Genomic DNA, 19474 nt, shown 5'->3' with positions numbered 1-19474 from the left:
GGACTGGCGCCATCGCGAGTAAGCTCGCTCCCACAGTGGATCGTGTCGTTCACAGATGTTGTGTACAGCACAGATCCAGTGTGGGAGCGAGCTTGCTCGCGATGAGGCCATCAGCTTCACCACAAAACTTCATGGCTCCAACCCAATCCCCCGCAAAATCACACTGGTCACGGTCTGCACCGCCCGTTCGAACTGCATGTCCGACAGCGGCTGGTGGTCGTTGAGGATGTTGATCTGGTGGTCGAAGTCGGCGTAGTGCTGGGTCGAGGCCCAGATCATGTAGAGCAGGCTCGAGGGTTCTATCGGGAGGATGCGTTTGTCTTCCACCCATTGGCGGATTTTTTCTTCCTTCATCTTGGCCCAGTCATAGAGGCTGGCGTCCAGCGCCTGGCCCAGGGTCGGGGCGCCGTGGATGATTTCGTTGGCCCAGACTTTCGAGCCGTAGGGGCGGCTGCGGGAGTGGTTCATCTTGGCGCGGATGTAGCTGCTGAGCACTACCCGTGGGTCGTCGAACATCTCGAAGCACAAGGCGTCCTGCTTCCACACCTCCAGCAGGTCGAACAACACGGCGCTGTAGAGTTCGCTCTTGGTGCTGAAGTAGTAATGCAGGTTGGAACGGGGCAGTTGCACTTCGGCGGCGATGTCGGCCATGGCGGTGCTGCCGAAACCTTTTTCGGCAAAGACCTTCTCGGCGGCCAACAGGATTTTCTCGACGTTACTGCGACGAATCTCGATCTTGTGATTGCCCATGAGGGCTCCCTGGCAACAGCGTTGGTCAAGACTAGCATCCGCCCACTTTCGAAAACACTGGGGCTCGCTCCCTATTTGACCGTGTATGTTCAAGCGGATGTACACGGTGCCCTTGTGGCGAGGGAGCTTGCTCCCGCTCGGCTGCGCAGCAGTCGTAAAACCGGCTGGAGCGGTGTTCCTGGAAGAACCGCGTCAGTTCATTTTGGGGCTGCTGCGCAGTCCAGCGGGAGCAAGCTCCCTCGCCACAAAAGACCTCAGCGTCCATGAGATCGCCGGCATTCGACTAATGTCTTAGACCAGTCATCGCACAACTAAACCCCACATCACTAATCCTCAAAGTCCCGCACTGGCCTGACCTCAAAGCCTTCCATCTTCACTTCGCTCAGCTGCAACCATTGAAATGCCTCATTTCGAGGCACTCAAGAGTTGGACAATTCCGATAATGGCCAGTTGACAAGGACGTGCGGCTTCCAAATAATCGCCTCCATGTTGTACGACGACGTATAACAAATAAAAACAACAAAAAAGTAGGGAGCGTCATAGTGAGCACACGTGTCCGTTTTTCGCCCGACAACCGTCCCAACCGCCGTACCCTCCTCAACACCAGCCCCGCGCTGATCCTGCTCGGTTGCAGCAGCCTGTCCCTGTTCCTGCCGATGACCGCCAGCGCCGAAGGCTTCGTCGATGACGCCAAGGCCACGCTGAACCTGCGCAACGCCTATTTCAACCGCAACTTCACCAACTCGAACAATGCCCAGGGCAAGGCCGAGGAATGGACCCAGAGTTTCATCCTCGACGCCAAGTCCGGTTTCACCCAGGGCACAGTCGGTTTCGGTGTGGACGTGCTGGGTATGTACTCGGTCAAGCTCGACGGCGGGCGCGGCACAACGGGTACGCAGCTGCTGCCGGTGCATGACGACGGTCGTCCTGCCGATGACTTCGGTCGCCTGGGCGTGGCCCTCAAGGGCAAGGTCTCGAAGACCGAATTGAAGGTCGGCGAGTGGATGCCGGTGCTGCCGATCCTGCGCTCCGATGATGGCCGTTCCCTGCCGCAAACCTTCCGTGGCGGCCAGGTGACTTCCACCGAAATCAGCGGCCTGACCCTGTACGGTGGCCAGTTCCGCGCCAACAGCCCGCGCAACGACGCGAGCATGGAAGACATGTCGATGAACGGCCGGGGCGCGTTCACCTCCGACCGTTTCAACTTCGGCGGCGGCGAATACGCCTTCAACGAAAAACGCACCCAGGTCGGCGTCTGGTACTCGGAACTGTCCGACATCTACCAGCAAAAGTATTTCAACCTGACCCACAGCCAGCCCATCGGCGACTGGACCCTGGGCGCCAACCTCGGCTACTTCATCGGCAAGGAAGACGGCAACGCCTTGGCCGGCGACCTGGACAACAAAACCGCCTTCGCCATGCTCTCGGCCAAGTACGGCGGCAACACCTTCTACGTCGGCCTGCAAAAACTCAGCGGCGATGACGCCTGGATGCGCGTCAACGGCACCAGCGGCGGCACGCTGGCGAACGACAGCTACAACTCCAGCTACGACAACGCCCAGGAAAAATCCTGGCAAGTACGCCACGACTTCAACTTCGCCGCCGTCGGCGTACCGGGCCTGACGTTGATGAACCGCTATATCAGCGGCGACAACGTGCACACCGCCACCGTCGACGATGGCAAGGAATGGGGCCGCGAAACCGAACTGGCCTACACCGTGCAGAGCGGTGCGCTGAAAAGCCTCAACGTGAAGTGGCGTAACGCGTCGATTCGTCGGGATTACAGCACCAACGAATTCGACGAGAACCGTATCTTCATCAGCTACCCGCTGTCGCTGTTGTAAGCAGCAAGCGCGCACCGTGGGGCGAAGCGCTTTGTTGAGATAAACCGAATCACCTGTGGCGAGGGAGCTTGCTCCCGCTGGACTGCGAAGCAGGCCCATAAGGTTGCGAAACACGGCGTCTGCTGCGCAGCCGAGCGGGAGCAAGCTCCCTCGCCACAGGGGATCGTAGCGCGGCAAGGACCTCGGTTTAGAGCGCTTCGTCGATCAAACGTTGACAAGGTAGCGGAAGGATAAGGATATTCCCCACAGTCATACGACAACCTATAACAACTAATACCTCTCACTGTTTGCTCAGGTAACTTCATGACTACGACACACACTCGCCGCCCCCTCAATCGCCTGCTGCTGACCGGTGCCGCCGGAGGCCTGGGCAAAGTCCTGCGTGAACGCCTCAAGCCTTTCGCCCGCCACATTCGCCTGTCGGACATCGCCGACATGGCCCCGGCCATCGATGAAAGCGAAGAAGTGGTGCCGTGCGACCTGTCCGATAAACAGGCCGTGCACCAATTGGTGGAAGGTGTCGATGCCATTCTGCATTTCGGCGGTGTTTCGGTTGAGCGCTCGTTCGAAGAAATCCTCGGTGCCAACATCAGCGGCGTGTTTCATATCTATGAAGCCGCCCGCAAGCACGGCGTCAAGCGGGTGATTTTCGCCAGTTCCAACCATGTCATCGGTTTCTACAAGCAGGATCAGGCCCTCGACGCCCTCTCCCCGCGTCGCCCGGATGGCTACTACGGCCTGTCCAAGTCCTACGGCGAAGACGTCGCCAGTTTCTACTTCGATCGCTACGGCATCGAGACCGTGAGCATCCGCATCGGCTCGTCGTTTCCCGAACCGCAAAACCGCCGGATGATGAGCACCTGGCTGAGTTTCGACGACCTCACCCAACTGATCGAATGCTCGCTCTACACCCCGAACGTTGGCCACACCGTGGTCTACGGCGTGTCTGCGAATCGTGACGTCTGGTGGGACAACAGCCAGGCCGCGCACCTGGGCTACCAGCCCAAGGACAGCTCCGAAATTTTCCGCGCCAAGATCGAAGCCCAGCCGATGCCGGCCGCCGATGATCCGGCGAGGATTTACCAGGGTGGTGCCTTTGTCGCCGCCGGCCCGTTCGATGACTGATTCGCCTGTTTTCCATGGGATACGAACGCATTAAGGAATCACCATGCAAGCCGAATTGATTGTCGATGCACGCAACGCCGTCGGGGAAAGCCCGGTGTGGGTCCCCGAGGAAAACGCCCTGTACTGGGTGGACATTCCCAGTGGTGGCTTGCAGTGCTGGAACGCCGGGACCGGTCAGCTCAAGGGCTGGGAAACGCCGGAAATGCTTGCCTGCATCGCCCGTCACCAGGACGGCGGTTGGATCGCGGGCATGGAGAGCGGTTTCTTTCGCCTGCACCCCAATGATGACGGCAGCCTGGACAGCGAACTGTGCGCGAGCGTCGAGCACAGCCGCACCGACATGCGCCTCAACGATGGCCGCTGCGACCGCCAGGGCCGTTTCTGGGCCGGGAGCATGGTGCTGAACATGGGTGCCAACGCTGACGAAGGCCGGATGTACCGCTATGAAGCCGGGCAACGCAGCCCGGTCGAGGCGCAACTGAGCGGTTTCATCGTGCCCAACGGCCTGGGATTCAGCCCGGACGGGCGGACGATGTACCTCTCCGATTCACACCCATTGGTCCAGCAAATCTGGGCTTTCGATTACGACATCGACAGCGGCACGCCGTCCAACCGGCGGTTGTTCGTCGACATGATGCCGTTGGCCGGGCGCCCGGACGGCGCGGCGGTTGACGCCGAGGGTTGCTACTGGATCTGCGCCAACGACGCCGGCCTCATTCATCGCTTCACCCCGGATGGCCGCCTGGATCGGTCGCTGGCGGTGCCGGTAAAGAAACCGACGATGTGCGCCTTTGGTGGCAGCCGCCTGGACACCCTTTTCGTGACCTCGATCCGCCCTGGTGACGACAACGACCCGCAATCCCTGGCCGGTGGCGTGTTCGCGCTGAACCCCGGTGTCAAAGGCCTGGCTGAACCGGTTTTCGGAGGGCTGAAACACGCCGCGAAATGATCTGCTTCACCGCTTTGCTGAATGAGCCATAAAAAAAACAACAAACTGGAGATTGACCATGAATTTCAAACGCACGCTTCTGATCGCAGCCCTCCCCCTGGCCTTCCTGGCCCAGGCGGCCCATGCCCTTGAGCTCAAGATCGCCGACATCCACCCCAAGGGCTACCCCACCGTGGTGGCCGAAGAAAGCATGGGCAAGACCCTGACCAAAGAGACCAACGGCGAGCTGACCTTCAAATACTTCCCAGGCGGCGTACTGGGTTCCGAGAAGGAAGTCATCGAGCAGATGCAAGTCGGCGCGATACAGATGTCCCGGGTCAGCCTGGGTATCGTCGGTCCTGTGGTGCCGGATGTGAACGTGTTCAACATGCCGTTCATCTTCCGCGACCAGGCCCACATGCGCGCCGTCATCGATGGTGATGTGGGCGATGCGATCCTCGACCGGATCACCAACTCCGAGTTCGGCCTGGTGGCCCTGGCCTGGATGGACGGCGGCACGCGCAACATCTACACCAAGAAGCCAGTGCGCAAGCTCGAAGACCTCAAGGGCATGAAGATCCGTGTGCAAGGCAACCCGATGTTCATCGAGATGATGAACGCCATGGGCGCCAACGGTATCGCGATGGACACCGGTGAAATCTTCAGCGCCCTGCAGACCGGCGTGATCGACGGCGCGGAAAACAACCCACCGACCCTGCTCGAACACAACCACTACCAAAACGCCAAGTACTACAGCCTCACCGGCCACCTGATCCTGCCAGAGCCGATCGTGATGTCGAAAATCACCTGGGAAAAACTGACCCCGGATCAACAGGCGATGGTCAGGAAGGCCGCCAAGGCTGCCCAGGCCGAAGAGCGCGCGTTGTGGGACCAGAAATCAACGGCCAGCGAAGAAAAACTCAAGGCCGCGGGTGTCGAGTTCATCGCTGTCGACAAGAAACCCTTCTACGACGCCACCGCCCCCGTTCGGGCCAAGTACGGCGCGCCCTACGCCGACCTGATCAAGCGTATCGAAGCCGTTCAGTAACGCCTCCCGTTCTGTATTCATGAAAAGGCCCGGCGCGCCTGATGCCCAAGGCGTGCCCGGTTACGGTGGAACCCGATGAAGAATTTGCTGCTGCGTATCAACGATAAGATCTACATGACGTGCATCTGGGTTGCCGGCCTTTCCGTCCTGGCGATTTCCCTGATGATTCCCTGGGGCGTGTTCGCCCGCTACGTGCTGGGTTCCGGCTCGAGCTGGCCCGAGCCCACGGCGATCCTGCTGATGATGGTGTTCACCTTCATTGGTGCCGCCGCCAGTTACCGCGCCGGTGCGCACATGGCCGTGGCCATGGCCACCGACCGCATGCCACCGCACCTGAAATCCGCGGCGTCGATTTTTTCCCAATTGCTCATGGCCATGATCTGCATCTTCATGACGGTCTGGGGCTTCAAGCTGTGCATGTCCACCTGGAACCAGTTCATGGCTTCCCTGCCGGGTCTACGAGTTGGCGTGACCTATTTGCCGATTCCCCTGGGCGGTTTGCTGACGCTGGTTTTTGTCCTGGAAAAACTCTTGCTCGGTGACCAGAGCAAACGGCGGGTCGTGCAATTCGACCTGGTTGAAGAAAGTGAAGGTGCCGCTTAATGGACGCTCTGATTCTGCTGGGCAGTTTTATCGCTTTGATCCTGATCGGCATGCCGGTCGCCTACGCCTTGGGCGCTGCCGCCCTGATCGGTGCATGGTGGATCGACATCCCGTTCCAGGCCGTGATGATCCAGGTCGCGGGCGGGGTGAACAAGTTCTCGCTACTGGCCATTCCATTCTTCGTGCTGGCTGGCGCGATCATGGCCGAAGGTGGCATGTCCCGCCGCTTGGTGGCGTGTGCCGGTGTGCTGGTGGGCTTCGTGCGCGGCGGCCTGTCGCTGGTCAACATCGTCGCGTCGACCTTCTTCGGCGCGATCTCCGGTTCGTCGGTGGCCGACACCGCCTCGGTGGGCTCAGTGCTGATTCCGGAAATGGAACGCAAGGGCTATCCGCGGGACTTCTCCACCGCCGTGACCGTCAGTGGTTCGGTACAAGCCCTGCTCACCCCGCCAAGCCATAACTCGGTGCTCTACTCCCTGGCCGCCGGCGGCACGGTCTCGATTGCCTCGCTGTTCATGGCAGGCATCGTACCGGGCTTGCTGATGAGCGCCTGCCTGATGGTGCTGTGCCTGATCTTCGCGAAAAAGCGCAACTACCCCAAGGGCGAAGTGATCCCGATGCGCCAGGCGCTGAAAATCGTCGGCGAGGCCTTGTGGGGCCTGATGGCGATGGTGATCATCCTCGGCGGCATTCTGTCGGGCATCTTCACCGCCACCGAATCGGCGGCCATCGCAGTGCTGTGGTCGTTCTTCGTGACCATGTTCATCTACCGCGACTACAAGTGGCGCGAACTGCCGAAGCTGATGCACCGCACGGTGCGCACCATCTCCATCGTGATGATCCTGATCGGCTTTGCCGCCAGTTTCGGCTACATCATGACGCTGATGCAGATCCCGGCGAAGATCACCACGATGTTCCTGACCCTGTCGGACAACCGTTACGTGATCCTGATGTGCATCAACGTGATGTTGCTGCTGTTGGGCACCGTGATGGACATGGCGCCGCTGATCCTGATCCTGACGCCGATCCTGATGCCGGTCATCCTCGGCATCGGCGTGGACCCGGTGCAGTTCGGCATGATCATGCTGGTGAACCTGGGCATCGGGCTGATTACCCCACCGGTGGGCGCGGTGCTGTTCGTCGGCTCGGCCATCGGCAAGGTCAGTATCGAAAGCACAGTCAAGGCGCTGCTGCCGTTCTACGCCGTGCTGTTCCTGGTGCTGATGCTCGTGACCTACGTGCCAGCCCTGTCGCTGTGGTTGCCGCATCTGGTGTTGTAACCCCATCAGCCAGCAAGCCCCCTTGTGGCGAGGGAGCTTGCTCCCGCTGGGTGGCGAAGCCGCCCCAAAAATTTGTGCTAAAACGAAGAACTTGGGCCTGCTTCGCAGTCCAGCGGGAGCAAGCTCCCTCGCCACAACAGCGTCCACACAGAATCTGCATTCCCCTCACTGCTTTTCAATCCAGCAGACAACCACCATGACGCCACCCCTTCTCCACCTCGAAGACGAACTGACCCGCCTCACCCTCGCCCCACACCTGGGCGCCAGCCTGGTCGACTGGACCTTGCGCAGTAACGGCGCCCCGCTGCTACGTCCGCCAGCGCCCCAAGCCCTGGAAAACGGCCTGCCCGGCAAGCTCGGCGGTTTCCCGTTGATTCCCTGGTCGAACCGGATCGCCAACGGCGGCTTCGATTGCCCTGGCGGCTGGCTGGCCCTGGACGCCAACAGCCCCAACGATCCGTTTCCGATCCATGGCAGCGCCTGGCAACAAGCGTGGCAGGTGGTCGAGCAGAGTGCCCAGCAAGTGTTGTTGCAACTCGACAGCCAGCAGCCATTCGCCTATTGCGCCAGCCTGCGGATCCGCTTGAATGGCGGCCAGTTGCAAATCGCAATGCACGTCACCCACATGGCCGAACAGCCCGCGTGGCATGGGCTGGGCTTGCATCCGTACTTTCCACGCACTGCCGCCACGCGCCTGCAAACCCGCGCCAGCGAGGTATGGATGTGCGATGCCACGAAACTGCCCACGGAACTGACCGACATTCCTGAACACTGGGATTTCCAGGCGCTCCGTTTACTGCCGGACACGCTTGTCGACAACGGCTTCGGCGGTTGGGACGGGCAGTGCCTGATCCAGCAACCAGACCTGGGTTATGAACTGCAATGCTGGGCCAGCGGCAGCGACTATTTCCTGCTCTACTGCCCCGTGGGCCTGGACTTCTTTTGCATCGAACCGGTCAGCCATCCGGTCAACGCCCATCACCTGCCGGGGCAGCCGGGGTTGCGCTTGCTCGAACAAGGCCAGTCGGTGACGCTCGGGTTTTCGATGCAGTGCAAGTTGCTGTAGACCCCTGCCGCCCGCGGAAGAAAATGGTGTGATCTATTTGAAGATTCCACTTACCGGATGGGAGCCCCTGGCGCATAGGCCTCCTAACGCGGCATCGACCCAGCCGCTCTAAACCAAGCCTTAGCCAAAAAGCCAGCACCGTGTAGTATCTGGAAAAGAAATAATTCCAGCGCCGATCCGACGCTCAAATGTTTGCTCGGGTCGGCCATCCACACGGTAATCGTCGAAGACAGACCTCGACGACAGGACTTTTTTGTAAGGACGCCATGAACAAGATATCCCCCCAAGAGAAGACCAAGGACGCCGTCCAGCCGGGGCTCAATCAACATCTGTCGCTCTTAAGACGCGCCTTCGCCTATTTATTTTCCCAAGCCCTCAAAGCATTAGGTGCCACAGATGCCGCTTCATTTAGAAAAGGGCAGAAAGAAGGACAGGCACAAGGCAAAGAAACCGGCCTGGCCGAGGGAAAACTCAGTGGATATGAAGAGGGATATGCAGCTGGACACGCGGTGCTCGAGTTCAACGACCTGAGAACCATTGCACCGTTACCCGGAGAGGATCACTGCCTGTTCGATAACGAATTACTGCCGATTACCGACGCCATCCGACAGAAAATGCGCGCCGAGGTGCTGGACAATTTACCGGCCCATGAGCAACCGAGCCCTGAGCAGTGGGCGATGATCTTCGCAGACACCACCTGCACCTCGGTCATTGCCGGTGCCGGTTCAGGTAAGTCGACCACACTGGCTTTACGCGTGCTGCTCAAGCACGTTCATCTAGGCATTGCGCTCAATCACCTGCAAGTCACCACGTTTACGACCGAATCCAAAAAAGACTTGATGAAGAAAATCGTCAAGATCTTTGCATTGTGGGATATCCACCTGAGCGAAGAACAAATTAAAAGCCTGGTCCGAACCTTCCACAGCAAGGTGTTCGGATTCATGAGGGCATTCTCGGACGGCCCGGTGGGGTATTTCGATTTTCTCGGACCGAACTCGAACGATGACGAAGAAGAAGTCGAAAATCCGTTTTCTTCCACTATCAACACCGAACAACGCGTCGTGCTTTATAAAGTGTTCAATACCCTTTACGAGCAGGATGAGGCTTTCAAGAAACACATTCTCGAACTCTACAAGTCCGTGGCTTTCGCTCCTGCCGAGCCCATGACGGAGGAGATGCGTAAAAAGAAAAAACACATCATTAAATCCATATCGCAAAAAGACCTGGCGGTGTGCGACGAAATCGAGAACGCTTGGGCAGCCCTGGGTTTATGGCCTATTCCAGGCGTGGGCGAGCGACAGGTACTGATCATTGAAGGGCAGCCGTTCATCGCCAATGGCTATTTGCCGGAGTATGACGCCGCGTTGATTCTTGGCTGGCCGGATACCGGTGAACGAAACGCCGACGTGCCCACACGAGAGGGCGAGCGCTACAACCTGAAACAGGAAAGCTGGAGCCGCCAAGCTGTAATTGGCGAGTGCTACCCCAAGAAGTTCTTGCTCCTCAATAATGTGACGGCGGCGCAAACCTTGCTGGACAACGCCAGGCACATGGTCGTCCAGGCCCCAAAGTTTGCGTATCACCTGCCTGGTACAACGCTCAAAGAGGCGGACCTGATCGAAGTCTTTTTCAGCGAAGGCAACTACATCGAGAACCTGGGGCTTGATGTGGACAAGGCCATAGGCGCCATGACTTTTGCGCCTGGTGATCCACGCCAACTGTTTTACCTGGCCTTGAAGTTATTCTGGAGAGGGTTCCACGGGTATCTGAAAAGCATGTCGCCCAAACCACTCATCACCTTCAATCAAGCGTTCGCCCTGTTCGGCGAGCAGAATCCCGAGAACATAAAACGCATTCCCACCTCCGAACTCGATGGCATGCGGCACTTGATGATTGATGAATTCCAAGACGTGTCCGGCCTGAACATTTCCTGGATCCGCCAGTGCTGCAAGGAAATTCGTCGACGCAACCAGGGCAAGCCCGACATGGGCAACACCTTGATGGCGGTTGGCGACGACTGGCAAAGCATCTATGGCTGGCGCGGAAGCTCACCGCAGTACTTGATGGAGTTTCACCAGCATTTTGCCGCCCATACGCGACAAACCCTGTATATGCAAAACAACTACCGGTCTCACCAGGCGATCATCGACGCGGCGGAGCAAGTCGTTCGCTCTACCTCTGCTGACCCGGCCAAGCACGGTGTCGCAGCGAATCCCAACGTGATCGACCGGGTTTCGCCGGTGTATCTGCATTACGTGGCACAAAACTCAAAAATCACCACACCCGACGAAACCATCCTCGGCCTGGTCAGGCAAGCCTATGACGAAGGTGACAGCATCCTCATGGTGTTCCGCGTGGGCATTGTGGAAAAAGCCTATCGCAAGGTGCTGAGCGATTTATTGAGCGATGCCAGGAAAGAGGAACGAAATGTGAAACTGATGACATTCCATAAGTCCAAAGGGCTGCAAGCCCAGACGGTATTCGTTATTGGTGATTGTTTTTACACACCGACGAAGTCCAAGCGAAACGAGCTATACCAATTGGCCGCTCTGGGCGATGGCAGCCCGATGCCTTACGACAAGGCCCAGGCCGAGGAAGCGTTGCGCCTGGCCTATGTCGGGATTACCCGCGCGGAACTGTGCTGTCACTGGCTGGTGGATCGAGAGATAACGGCGACTGACAAGAGTAGCGGGAACAAGGCTTCGGGTTACGCCAACTTGAAATCCGGATGCTACAAGAAATGGACCGCTCACGAGGCTGTCGAGGCCACTACGCGCTAAGGGAACGTGAGACCAGGATGGGGCCTCACCTCACAGGTACTAGGTCCCCAAGGTCAACCCATTGGCCGGCAACGGCAACGCGGTCTTGTAGCGCACCTGCTTGAGGGCAAAGCTGGAGCGGATATTCGCCACCCCCGGGACTTTGGTCAGGAAGTCCATCATGAACCGCTCCAACGACTGGATGGTCGGCACCAGCACGCGGATCAGGTAATCCGGATCGCCGGCCATCAGGTAGCACTCCATCACCTCCGGCCGGTCGGAGATCGCCTCTTCGAAGTGCTGCAACGCCTCTTCCACCTGTTTCTCCAGGCTGACGTGGATGAACACGTTCACGTGCAAACCCAGCATATCGGCGTTGAGCAAGGTGACCTGCTCGCGGATCACGCCCAGCTCCTCCATGGCCCGGACCCGGTTGAAGCACGGCGTCGGCGACAGGTTGACCGAGCGGGCAAGATCGGCGTTGGTGATGCGGGCGTTTTCCTGAAGGCTATTCAGAATCCCGATGTCAGTGCGATCCAATTTACGCATGAGACAAATAATCCTGTTTTTTATCGTTGTGCAGATTTTTTATCTGCAAATGATCTGAACAGCAAGCTAACAGAGAAAAATATTCTTCTTCGTCGAGCCTATGATTGTTGTAGGACAATTTCCCCTACCCGGGGACATTCGTCAGCTAGCGCGCCCACTACAAGAAATTCACAAGATCGAGCGTAGAAAGCCATGAACCCAGCGTACGAACCGCTACGCCTGCACGTCCCCGAACCCTCGGGCCGTCCCGGCTGCAAGACCGACTTTTCCTACCTGCGCCTGACCGATGCTGGCACGGTGCGCAAACCTCCCATCGACGTTGAACCCGCCGAGACCGCCGACCTGGCCCGAGGCCTGATCCGCGTGCTCGACGACCAGGGCAATGCCTTGGGCGAGTGGGCCGAGAACATTCCCGTCGAGATCCTGCGCAAGGGCATGCGCGCCATGCTCAAGACGCGGATCTACGACAACCGCATGGTGGTCGCCCAGCGCCAGAAAAAGATGTCGTTCTACATGCAGAGCCTGGGCGAAGAAGCCATCGGCAGCGCCCAGGCCCTGGCGCTGAACATCGACGACATGTGCTTCCCCACCTACCGCCAGCAAAGCATCCTGATGGCCCGCGACGTGCCGCTGGTGGACCTGATATGCCAACTGCTGTCCAACGAGCGTGATCCGCTCAAGGGCCGGCAGTTGCCGATCATGTACTCGGTCAAGGAAGCCGGTTTCTTCACCATTTCCGGCAACCTCGCCACCCAGTTCATCCAGGGCGTGGGTTGGGGCATGGCCTCGGCGATCAAGGGCGACACCAAGATCGCCTCGGCCTGGATCGGTGACGGCGCCACCGCCGAATCGGATTTCCACACCGCCCTGACCTTCGCCCACGTCTACCGGGCGCCGGTGATCCTCAACGTAGTCAACAACCAGTGGGCGATCTCCACCTTCCAGGCCATTGCCGGCGGTGAAGCCACCACCTTCGCCGGACGCGGTGTCGGTTGCGGCATCGCCTCGCTGCGGGTGGATGGCAACGACTTCATGGCGGTCTACGCCGCCTCGCGCTGGGCCGCCGAACGCGCCCGACGCAACCTCGGCCCGGCGCTGATCGAATGGGTTACCTACCGCGCCGGCCCGCACTCCACCTCCGACGACCCATCGAAGTATCGCCCCGCCGATGACTGGAGCCACTTCCCGCTGGGCGACCCGATTGCCCGTCTCAAGCAGCACATGATCCGCATCGGCCAGTGGTCGGAAGAAGAGCACCAGGCTGTCAGCGCCGAACTGGAGGCCGAGATCATCGCCGCCCAGAAAGAAGCCGAGCAGTACGGCACCCTCGCCGGGGGCCAGGTGCCGAGCGCTGCCACGATGTTCGAAGACGTCTACAAAGAGATGCCGGAGCACTTGAAGCGCCAGCGTCAGCAGTTGGGGATCTGACATGAACGATCACAACACCAATATTGCGTTGGATACCGCCATGACCACTACCACCATGACCATGATCCAGGCCCTGCGCTCGGCCATGGACGTGATGCTCGAACGCGATGACAACGTCGTGGTATTCGGCCAGGACGTGGGCTACTTCGGCGGCGTGTTCCGCTGCACCGAAGGCTTGCAGAACAAATACGGCACTTCGCGGGTGTTCGACGCACCGATTTCCGAAAGCGGCATCGTTGGCGTGGCTGTCGGCATGGGCGCCTACGGATTGCGGCCGGTGGCCGAGATCCAGTTCGCCGACTACGTCTACCCGGCCTCGGACCAGATCATTTCCGAAGCGGCGCGCCTGCGCTATCGCTCGGCCGGCGAGTTCACCGCGCCGATGACCCTGCGCATGCCTTGCGGCGGCGGCATCTATGGCGGCCAGACCCACAGCCAGAGCATCGAGGCGATGTTCACCCAGGTCTGCGGCCTGCGTACCGTGATGCCTTCGAACCCCTACGACGCCAAGGGCCTGTTGATCGCCTCCATCGAAAACGATGACCCGGTGATTTTCCTCGAACCCAAGCGCCTGTATAACGGCCCGTTCGACGGCCACCACGACCGCCCGGTAACCCCGTGGTCGAAACACCCTTCGGCGCAAGTGCCGGACGGCTACTACACCGTGCCGTTGGACGTGGCCGCCATCACCCGCCCAGGCAAGGACGTGACCATCCTCACCTATGGCACCACAGTGTATGTGTCCCAGGCCGCCGCCGAGGAAACCGGCATCGACGCCGAAGTCATCGACCTGCGCAGCCTGTGGCCACTGGACCTGGACACCATCGTCAAGTCCGTGAAGAAGACCGGCCGCTGCGTGATCGTCCATGAAGCCACCCGCACCTGCGGTTTTGGCGCCGAACTGGTATCGCTGGTCCAGGAACACTGCTTCCACCACCTGGAAGCGCCCATCGAGCGTGTCACCGGTTGGGACACCCCCTACCCGCATGCGCAGGAGTGGGCGTATTTCCCAGGGCCGTCCCGTGTGGGCGCGGCGTTGAAACGGGTCATGGAGGTCTGAATGGGCACGCACGTTATCAAGATGCCGGACATTGGCGAAGGCATCGCCGAAGTTGAACTGTCGGTGTGGCACGTCAAGGTCGGCGACATGGTGGTCGAAGACCAGGTGCTGGCCGATGTCATGACTGACAAGGCCATGGTCGACATCCCCTCGCCGGTGCATGGCCGGGTCATCGCCTTGGGCGGCGAACCCGGTGAAGTCATGGCGGTGGGCAGCGAACTGATCCGCATTGAAGTGGAAGGCGCGGGCAACCTGAAGGAAGGCCCGAAGGAATCGGTGCAACCGGCTGCGGCTGTACCAGCACCGAAGTCCGAGCCAGTGGCTGCCCCTGAACCGGTCGTGGAAAAAACGGCCGCGCCAAGAACGGTTGCGCAAGCCCCGGTCGCCCGCGCCCCCGAAGAACGCCCATTGGCCTCCCCGGCCGTGCGTAAACACGCGTTGGACCTGGGCATTCAGTTGCGCCTGGTCCAGGGCAGCGGCCCGGCCGGGCGTGTCCTGCACGAAGACCTCGAGGCCTATCTGGCCCAAGGTCCGTCGATCCAGGCCAAGGGCGGTTCGGGCTACGCCGAGCGCCACGACGAGCAGCAAATCCCGGTGATCGGCATGCGCCGCAAGATCGCCCAGCGCATGCAGGAGGCGACCCAACGCGCCGCGCATTTCAGCTACGTCGAGGAAATCGACGTCACCGCCCTGGAAGAACTGCGGGTTCACCTGAATGAAAAACACGGTGCCAGTCGGGGCAAGCTGACCCTGCTGCCATTTCTGGTGCGGGCCCTGGTCGTGGCCCTGCGGGACTTCCCGCAGATGAACGCGCGCTACGACGACGAAGCCCAGGTCATCCACCGCGCAGGCGCGGTGCATGTGGGTGTCGCCACCCAGAGCGACGTCGGCCTGATGGTACCGGTGGTGCGTCACGCCGAAGCCCGCAGCTTGTGGGACAGCGCGGCGGAAATTTCGCGCCTGGCAACAGCTGCGCGCACGGGCAAGGCCAGCCGCGACGAGTTGTCCGGTTCGACCATCACCCTGACCAGCCTCGGCGCCCTCGGCGGCATCGTCAGCACCCCGGTGCTGAACCTGCCGGAAGTGGCGATCGTCGGCGTGAACAAAATCGTCGAGCGGCCCATGATGATCAAGGGCCAGATCGTGATTCGCAAGATGATGAACCTCTCCAGCTCCTTCGATCACCGGGTGGTCGACGGCATGGACGCGGCGCAATTCATCCAGGCCCTGCGCGGCCTGCTCGAACAACCCGCAACGCTGTTCGTGGAGTAACGAATGCAACAGACTTTGAGCACCACGCTGCTGATCATCGGCGGCGGCCCCGGCGGCTATGTGGCGGCAATCCGCGCCGGCCAGTTGGGCATCCCGACCATCCTGGTGGAAGGCCAGGCGTTGGGCGGGACCTGCCTGAACATCGGCTGTATTCCGTCCAAGGCGTTGATCCACGTGGCCGAGCAATTTCACCAGACGCGGCACCACAGCCAAGGCTCAGCCTTGGGCATCACGGTGTCGGCGCCGACCCTGGACATCGGCAAGAGCGTGGAATGGAAGGACGGCATCGTCGATCGCCTGACCACCGGGGTCGCCGCGCTGTTGAAGAAGCACAAGGTCCAGGTCATCCACGGCTGGGCCAAGGTGGTCGATGGCAAGACCGTTGACGTCGGCGACACCCGCATCCAGTGCGAGCACCTGCTGCTCGCCACCGGTTCGAAAAGCGTCAACTTGCCGATGCTGCCGGTGGGCGGGCCGATCATCTCCTCCACCGAAGCCCTCGCTCCCACTTCGGTGCCCAAGCACCTGGTGGTGGTCGGCGGTGGCTACATTGGCCTGGAGCTGGGCATCGCCTACCGCAAGCTTGGCGCCGAGGTCAGCGTGGTCGAGGCCCAGGAGCGGATCCTGCCGGCCTACGATGGCGAACTGACCCAACCGGTGCACGAGGCGCTCAAGCAGTTGGGGGTGAAGCTCTACCTCAAGCACAGCGTCGAAGGGTTCGATGCCCAGGCCAGCACCTTGCAAGTGCGTGACCCCGCTGGCGACACGCTGAACCTGGCCACCGACCGGGTGCTGGTGGCGGTCGGGCGCAAGCCCAATAGCCAAGGCTGGAATCTCGAAGCGTTGGACTTGGCGATGAACGGTGCGGCGGTGAAAATCGACCACCGCTGCCAGACCAGCATGCGCAACGTCTGGGCCATCGGCGACCTGAGCGGCGAACCGATGCTCGCCCACCGGGCCATGGCCCAGGGGGAAATGGTCGCCGAGCTGATCGCCGGCCAGCACCGGGAGTTCAATCCAACGGCTATCGCCGCTGTGTGCTTCACCGACCCGGAGCTTGTGGTGGTCGGCAAGACGCCGGACGAAGCCCAGGCGGCCGGGCTCGATTGCATCGTGTCGAGCTTCCCGTTCGCCGCCAACGGCCGGGCCATGACCCTGGAATCGAAAAGCGGTTTCGTACGGGTGGTGGCGCGCCGGGACAACCACTTGATCGTTGGCTGGCAGGCGGTCGGCGTCGGCGTGTCGGAGCTGTCCACCGCGTTTGGTCAGTCCCTGGAAATGGGCGCGCGCCTGGAAGACATCGCCGGCACCATCCACGCCCATCCGACGCTGGGCGAGGCCGTGCAGGAAGCGGCGTTGCGGGCGTTGGGGCATGCGTTGCATCTATAGCCGTGCAGTGCATCTGAAGGCATGAGTTTCACCTGTGGCGAGGGAGCTTGCTCCCGCTGGGCTGCGAAGCAGCCCCAAGCCGAGCACCGGGATCGTTCAGTCACACCGCGTTGACCGGGTTACGACTGCTTCGCAGCCGAGCGGGAGCAAGCTCCCTCGCCACGGGGGAGTCTGCAGAAATCTGCCTGTCACCTATCGTGCAGGCTGCGAAACAGCCCCGGAATGAAGTATTGTTGTCCCCATCCACAAAACGTCAGAAGCCTTGAACCGTTTCGACGGTTGTTAAGTAATAGAGGGTGTCATGGGTAACGAGAGCATCAATTGGGACAAACTGGGCTTTGACTACATCAAGACCGACAAGCGCTACCTGTCGCACTGGCGCGATGGCGCCTGGGACGCCGGCACCCTGACCGACGACAACGTACTGCACATCAGCGAGGGCTCCACCGCCCTGCACTATGGCCAGCAGTGCTTCGAAGGCCTGAAGGCCTATCGCTGCAAGGACGGTTCGATCAACCTGTTCCGCCCGGACCAGAACGCCGCCCGCATGCAACGCAGCTGCGCCCGCCTGCTGATGCCGCACGTCGAGACCGAGCAGTTCATCGAAGCCTGCAAGCAAGTGGTCCGCGCCAACGAGCGCTTCATCCCGCCCTACGGCACTGGCGGCGCGCTGTACCTGCGTCCGTTCGTGATCGGCGTGGGTGACAACATCGGCGTGCGCACCGCACCCGAGTTCATCTTCTCGATTTTCTGCATCCCGGTCGGCGCCTACTTCAAGGGCGGCCTGACCCCGCACAACTTCCTGATCTCCAGCTTCGACCGCGCCGCCCCACAAGGCACCGGCGCGGCCAAGGTCGGTGGCAACTATGCCGCCAGCCTGATGCCCGGCTCCCAGGCCAAGAAAGCCAGCTTCGCCGACTGCATCTACCTGGACCCGATGACCCACTCGAAAATCGAGGAAGTCGGCTCGGCGAACTTCTTCGGCATCACCCACGACAACAAATTCGTCACCCCCAAATCCCCTTCGGTCCTGCCGGGCATCACCCGCCTGTCGCTGATCGAACTGGCCAAATCGCGCCTGGGGCTGGAAGTGATCGAAGGCGACGTGTTCATCGACAAGCTGTCGGACTTCAAGGAAGCCGGGGCCTGCGGTACCGCCGCGGTGATCACCCCGATTGGCGGCATCAGCTACAAAGACAAGCTGCACGTGTTCCACAGCGAAACCGAAGTCGGTCCGATCACCCAGAAGCTCTACAAAGAGCTGACCGGCGTGCAGACCGGCGACGTGGAAGCGCCAGCGGGTTGGATCGTCAAGGTTTGACCTAAGCAACTGCCTGTTCAGCCTGCATGAAAAAGCCCACCCCTGCCTCGGCAAGGGTGGGCTTTTTACTGGCTGCTTCGGCTACCCCCGACGCAATACCAGCCATCGTCCCCAGCGCTGGTGAAACCAACCGTAGCCACTGACCAGCAGAATCCCACCCAGCACCAGGACCGCGCCGAGGATGAAGTTCGGCTCCAACGGTTCGTCCAGCAGCCAGACACCAAAGCCAATGCCGAACAACGGTGTCATGAACGACAGCACGCCCAACTGCGAAGCCAGGTAGTGACGCAGCAGCGAGAACCAGATCAGAAAACTGGCGAAGGACACCAGCAACACCTGGAACGCCAGGCTGGCAATGAGTTGCGGCGTGGGGTTGATCGTGGTCTGTGCCAAGGCCACCGACATCCCGATCAGCAGCACCCCGGCGCCGACTAATTGATACAACAGCGTCTGGCTGGCGGGCAGGTCCGTCAATCGCGAACAACGGACCGTCACCGTGGTCGCGCCCCACAGCGCACCGGCCAACAACCCCATGCAGTCGCCGAGCAATGAACTGCCGTTCGGCGCTCCCGAGCCACCACTGAAGGCCACCACGATCCCGGCGAATGCGACGGCGATACCCAGCCATTGCGCCGGCTTGAGGCGTTCGCTCGGCAGCCTCCAGTGCAAGCCGAGGGCAGCGAACATCGGTGCGGTGTACAGGAAAATCACCATGTGCGAAGCCGTCGTATGCCGCAGGCCTTCGCCCACCATCACGAACTCCAGGGCAAACAGCAGGCCCACCAGCAGGCCCGGCCGCCAACTGCCGTCGGCCAGGGACAGGCGTTCACCCCGCGCCAGCACCAACAGCCAGACCAGTACCGCGGCGATGGCCGAGCGCACGCCCAGTTGCAGCATCGGTGCCATGTCAGCGGCGCTGGCCTTGATCGCGACTTGCTGGAAACCCCAGATGGCACAGAGTCCAGTCATAAGGGCACTGACCTGGCCATCCAGGGCGCGGCGGGTGGTCATGGGAAAGGTCCTTGGGCAGAAATGGATGAAAGGATTGTCTG

General features: G+C 60.7%; 16 protein-coding genes. 13 read left to right on the top strand and 3 right to left on the bottom strand.

The genetic code is table 11. The features are described 5' to 3' along the window. Positions 1-129: 129 nt before the first annotated feature. On the bottom strand, positions 130-750 hold the full coding sequence (locus tag CD58_RS11760; protein WP_025213194.1) for a TetR/AcrR family transcriptional regulator: 621 nt from the start codon (positions 748-750) through the stop codon (positions 130-132). Positions 751-1406: 656 nt separating this feature from the next. On the opposite strand from CD58_RS11760, the gene CD58_RS11750 reads away from it, so the two are divergent. The 8 genes from CD58_RS11750 (at position 1407) to CD58_RS11710 (ending at position 11424) form a co-directional block, all read left to right on the top strand. Further along, positions 1407-2594 (top strand): OprD family porin, encoded by a 1188-nt coding sequence (locus CD58_RS11750; RefSeq protein ID WP_419178835.1) that lies wholly within the window; start codon positions 1407-1409, stop codon positions 2592-2594. A 303-nt stretch (positions 2595-2897) separates the two neighbouring features. Then, positions 2898-3719: an NAD-dependent epimerase/dehydratase family protein gene (locus tag CD58_RS11745; RefSeq protein ID WP_025213192.1), complete on the top strand. Its 822-nt coding sequence runs from the start codon at positions 2898-2900 to the stop codon at positions 3717-3719. Between the two features lie 43 nt (positions 3720-3762). Next, a complete protein-coding gene (locus tag CD58_RS11740; protein WP_025213191.1) occupies positions 3763-4668 on the top strand; it encodes an SMP-30/gluconolactonase/LRE family protein in 906 nt (301 codons plus the stop codon). 58 nt (positions 4669-4726) lie between these two features. Beyond that, positions 4727-5695 carry a TRAP transporter substrate-binding protein gene (locus tag CD58_RS11735; RefSeq protein ID WP_025213190.1) on the top strand — a complete coding sequence of 323 codons (969 nt, stop codon included), beginning with the start codon at positions 4727-4729 and terminating at the stop codon, positions 5693-5695. A gap of 75 nt (positions 5696-5770) precedes the next feature. Then, positions 5771-6298 (top strand): TRAP transporter small permease, encoded by a 528-nt coding sequence (locus CD58_RS11730; RefSeq protein ID WP_025213189.1) that lies wholly within the window; start codon positions 5771-5773, stop codon positions 6296-6298. Continuing rightward, positions 6298-7578 carry a TRAP transporter large permease gene (locus CD58_RS11725; RefSeq protein WP_025213188.1) on the top strand — a complete coding sequence of 427 codons (1281 nt, stop codon included), beginning with the start codon at positions 6298-6300 and terminating at the stop codon, positions 7576-7578. Before CD58_RS11730 ends, CD58_RS11725 begins: the two co-directional genes overlap by 1 nt. A 196-nt stretch (positions 7579-7774) precedes the next feature. Continuing rightward, the gene (locus tag CD58_RS11720) at positions 7775-8644 is read left to right on the top strand and encodes an aldose 1-epimerase (RefSeq protein WP_025213187.1); all 870 of its coding nucleotides are present in this window, start codon (positions 7775-7777) and stop codon (positions 8642-8644) included. Between the two features lie 266 nt (positions 8645-8910). Further along, entirely contained in the window at positions 8911-11424 is a 2514-nt protein-coding gene (locus CD58_RS11710) for a UvrD-helicase domain-containing protein (protein WP_158482155.1), read from the top strand. Positions 11425-11463: 39 nt separating this feature from the next. Here CD58_RS11710 and bkdR read toward each other — a convergent pair whose 3' ends face one another. Next, on the bottom strand, positions 11464-11952 hold the full coding sequence (gene bkdR, locus CD58_RS11705) for a Bkd operon transcriptional regulator BkdR (RefSeq protein ID WP_025213184.1): 489 nt from the start codon (positions 11950-11952) through the stop codon (positions 11464-11466). Positions 11953-12144: 192 nt separating this feature from the next. Here bkdR and CD58_RS11700 point away from each other — a divergent pair, with 192 nt between their 5' ends. The 5 genes from CD58_RS11700 to CD58_RS11680 all read left to right on the top strand — a co-directional run bounded on the left by CD58_RS11700 (position 12145) and on the right by CD58_RS11680 (position 18422). Continuing rightward, a complete protein-coding gene (locus CD58_RS11700; RefSeq protein ID WP_025213183.1) occupies positions 12145-13380 on the top strand; it encodes a 3-methyl-2-oxobutanoate dehydrogenase (2-methylpropanoyl-transferring) subunit alpha in 1236 nt (411 codons plus the stop codon). Position 13381: 1 nt separating this feature from the next. Further along, on the top strand, positions 13382-14440 hold the full coding sequence (locus tag CD58_RS11695; protein WP_025213182.1) for an alpha-ketoacid dehydrogenase subunit beta: 1059 nt from the start codon (positions 13382-13384) through the stop codon (positions 14438-14440). Then, positions 14441-15712: a dihydrolipoamide acetyltransferase family protein gene (locus CD58_RS11690; protein ID WP_025213181.1), complete on the top strand. Its 1272-nt coding sequence runs from the start codon at positions 14441-14443 to the stop codon at positions 15710-15712. A gap of 3 nt (positions 15713-15715) precedes the next feature. Then, entirely contained in the window at positions 15716-17101 is a 1386-nt protein-coding gene (gene lpdA, locus CD58_RS11685) for a dihydrolipoyl dehydrogenase (RefSeq protein ID WP_025213180.1), read from the top strand. Positions 17102-17402: 301 nt separating this feature from the next. Beyond that, the gene (locus CD58_RS11680) at positions 17403-18422 is read left to right on the top strand and encodes a branched-chain amino acid aminotransferase (protein ID WP_025213179.1); all 1020 of its coding nucleotides are present in this window, start codon (positions 17403-17405) and stop codon (positions 18420-18422) included. A gap of 81 nt (positions 18423-18503) precedes the next feature. Here CD58_RS11680 and CD58_RS11675 read toward each other — a convergent pair whose 3' ends face one another. Then, entirely contained in the window at positions 18504-19433 is a 930-nt protein-coding gene (locus tag CD58_RS11675; RefSeq protein WP_025213178.1) for a DMT family transporter, read from the bottom strand. Positions 19434-19474: the final 41 nt, after the last annotated feature.

The sequence above is a fragment of the Pseudomonas brassicacearum genome, assembly GCF_000585995.1.
GTDB classification, from domain to species: Bacteria; Pseudomonadota; Gammaproteobacteria; order Pseudomonadales; family Pseudomonadaceae; genus Aquipseudomonas; species Aquipseudomonas brassicacearum_A.
Note: the sequence above shows the minus strand (reverse complement) of the source record. Positions and strands in the feature narration are given on the sequence as shown.

What these genes read in the sequence shown, in the direction of transcription:
- CD58_RS11760 (WP_025213194.1), bottom strand. Translation starts at nt 750, where the DNA reads ATGGGCAATCACAAGATCGAGATTCGTCGCAGTAACGTCGAGAAAATC.
- CD58_RS11750 (WP_419178835.1), top strand. Translation starts at nt 1,407, where the DNA reads ATGACCGCCAGCGCCGAAGGCTTCGTCGATGACGCCAAGGCCACGCTG.
- CD58_RS11745 (WP_025213192.1), top strand. Translation starts at nt 2,898, where the DNA reads ATGACTACGACACACACTCGCCGCCCCCTCAATCGCCTGCTGCTGACC.
- CD58_RS11740 (WP_025213191.1), top strand. Translation starts at nt 3,763, where the DNA reads ATGCAAGCCGAATTGATTGTCGATGCACGCAACGCCGTCGGGGAAAGC.
- CD58_RS11735 (WP_025213190.1), top strand. Translation starts at nt 4,727, where the DNA reads ATGAATTTCAAACGCACGCTTCTGATCGCAGCCCTCCCCCTGGCCTTC.
- CD58_RS11730 (WP_025213189.1), top strand. Translation starts at nt 5,771, where the DNA reads ATGAAGAATTTGCTGCTGCGTATCAACGATAAGATCTACATGACGTGC.
- CD58_RS11725 (WP_025213188.1), top strand. Translation starts at nt 6,298, where the DNA reads ATGGACGCTCTGATTCTGCTGGGCAGTTTTATCGCTTTGATCCTGATC.
- CD58_RS11720 (WP_025213187.1), top strand. Translation starts at nt 7,775, where the DNA reads ATGACGCCACCCCTTCTCCACCTCGAAGACGAACTGACCCGCCTCACC.
- CD58_RS11710 (WP_158482155.1), top strand. Translation starts at nt 8,911, where the DNA reads ATGAACAAGATATCCCCCCAAGAGAAGACCAAGGACGCCGTCCAGCCG.
- bkdR (WP_025213184.1), bottom strand. Translation starts at nt 11,952, where the DNA reads ATGCGTAAATTGGATCGCACTGACATCGGGATTCTGAATAGCCTTCAG.
- CD58_RS11700 (WP_025213183.1), top strand. Translation starts at nt 12,145, where the DNA reads ATGAACCCAGCGTACGAACCGCTACGCCTGCACGTCCCCGAACCCTCG.
- CD58_RS11695 (WP_025213182.1), top strand. Translation starts at nt 13,382, where the DNA reads ATGAACGATCACAACACCAATATTGCGTTGGATACCGCCATGACCACT.
- CD58_RS11690 (WP_025213181.1), top strand. Translation starts at nt 14,441, where the DNA reads ATGGGCACGCACGTTATCAAGATGCCGGACATTGGCGAAGGCATCGCC.
- lpdA (WP_025213180.1), top strand. Translation starts at nt 15,716, where the DNA reads ATGCAACAGACTTTGAGCACCACGCTGCTGATCATCGGCGGCGGCCCC.
- CD58_RS11680 (WP_025213179.1), top strand. Translation starts at nt 17,403, where the DNA reads ATGGGTAACGAGAGCATCAATTGGGACAAACTGGGCTTTGACTACATC.
- CD58_RS11675 (WP_025213178.1), bottom strand. Translation starts at nt 19,433, where the DNA reads ATGACCACCCGCCGCGCCCTGGATGGCCAGGTCAGTGCCCTTATGACT.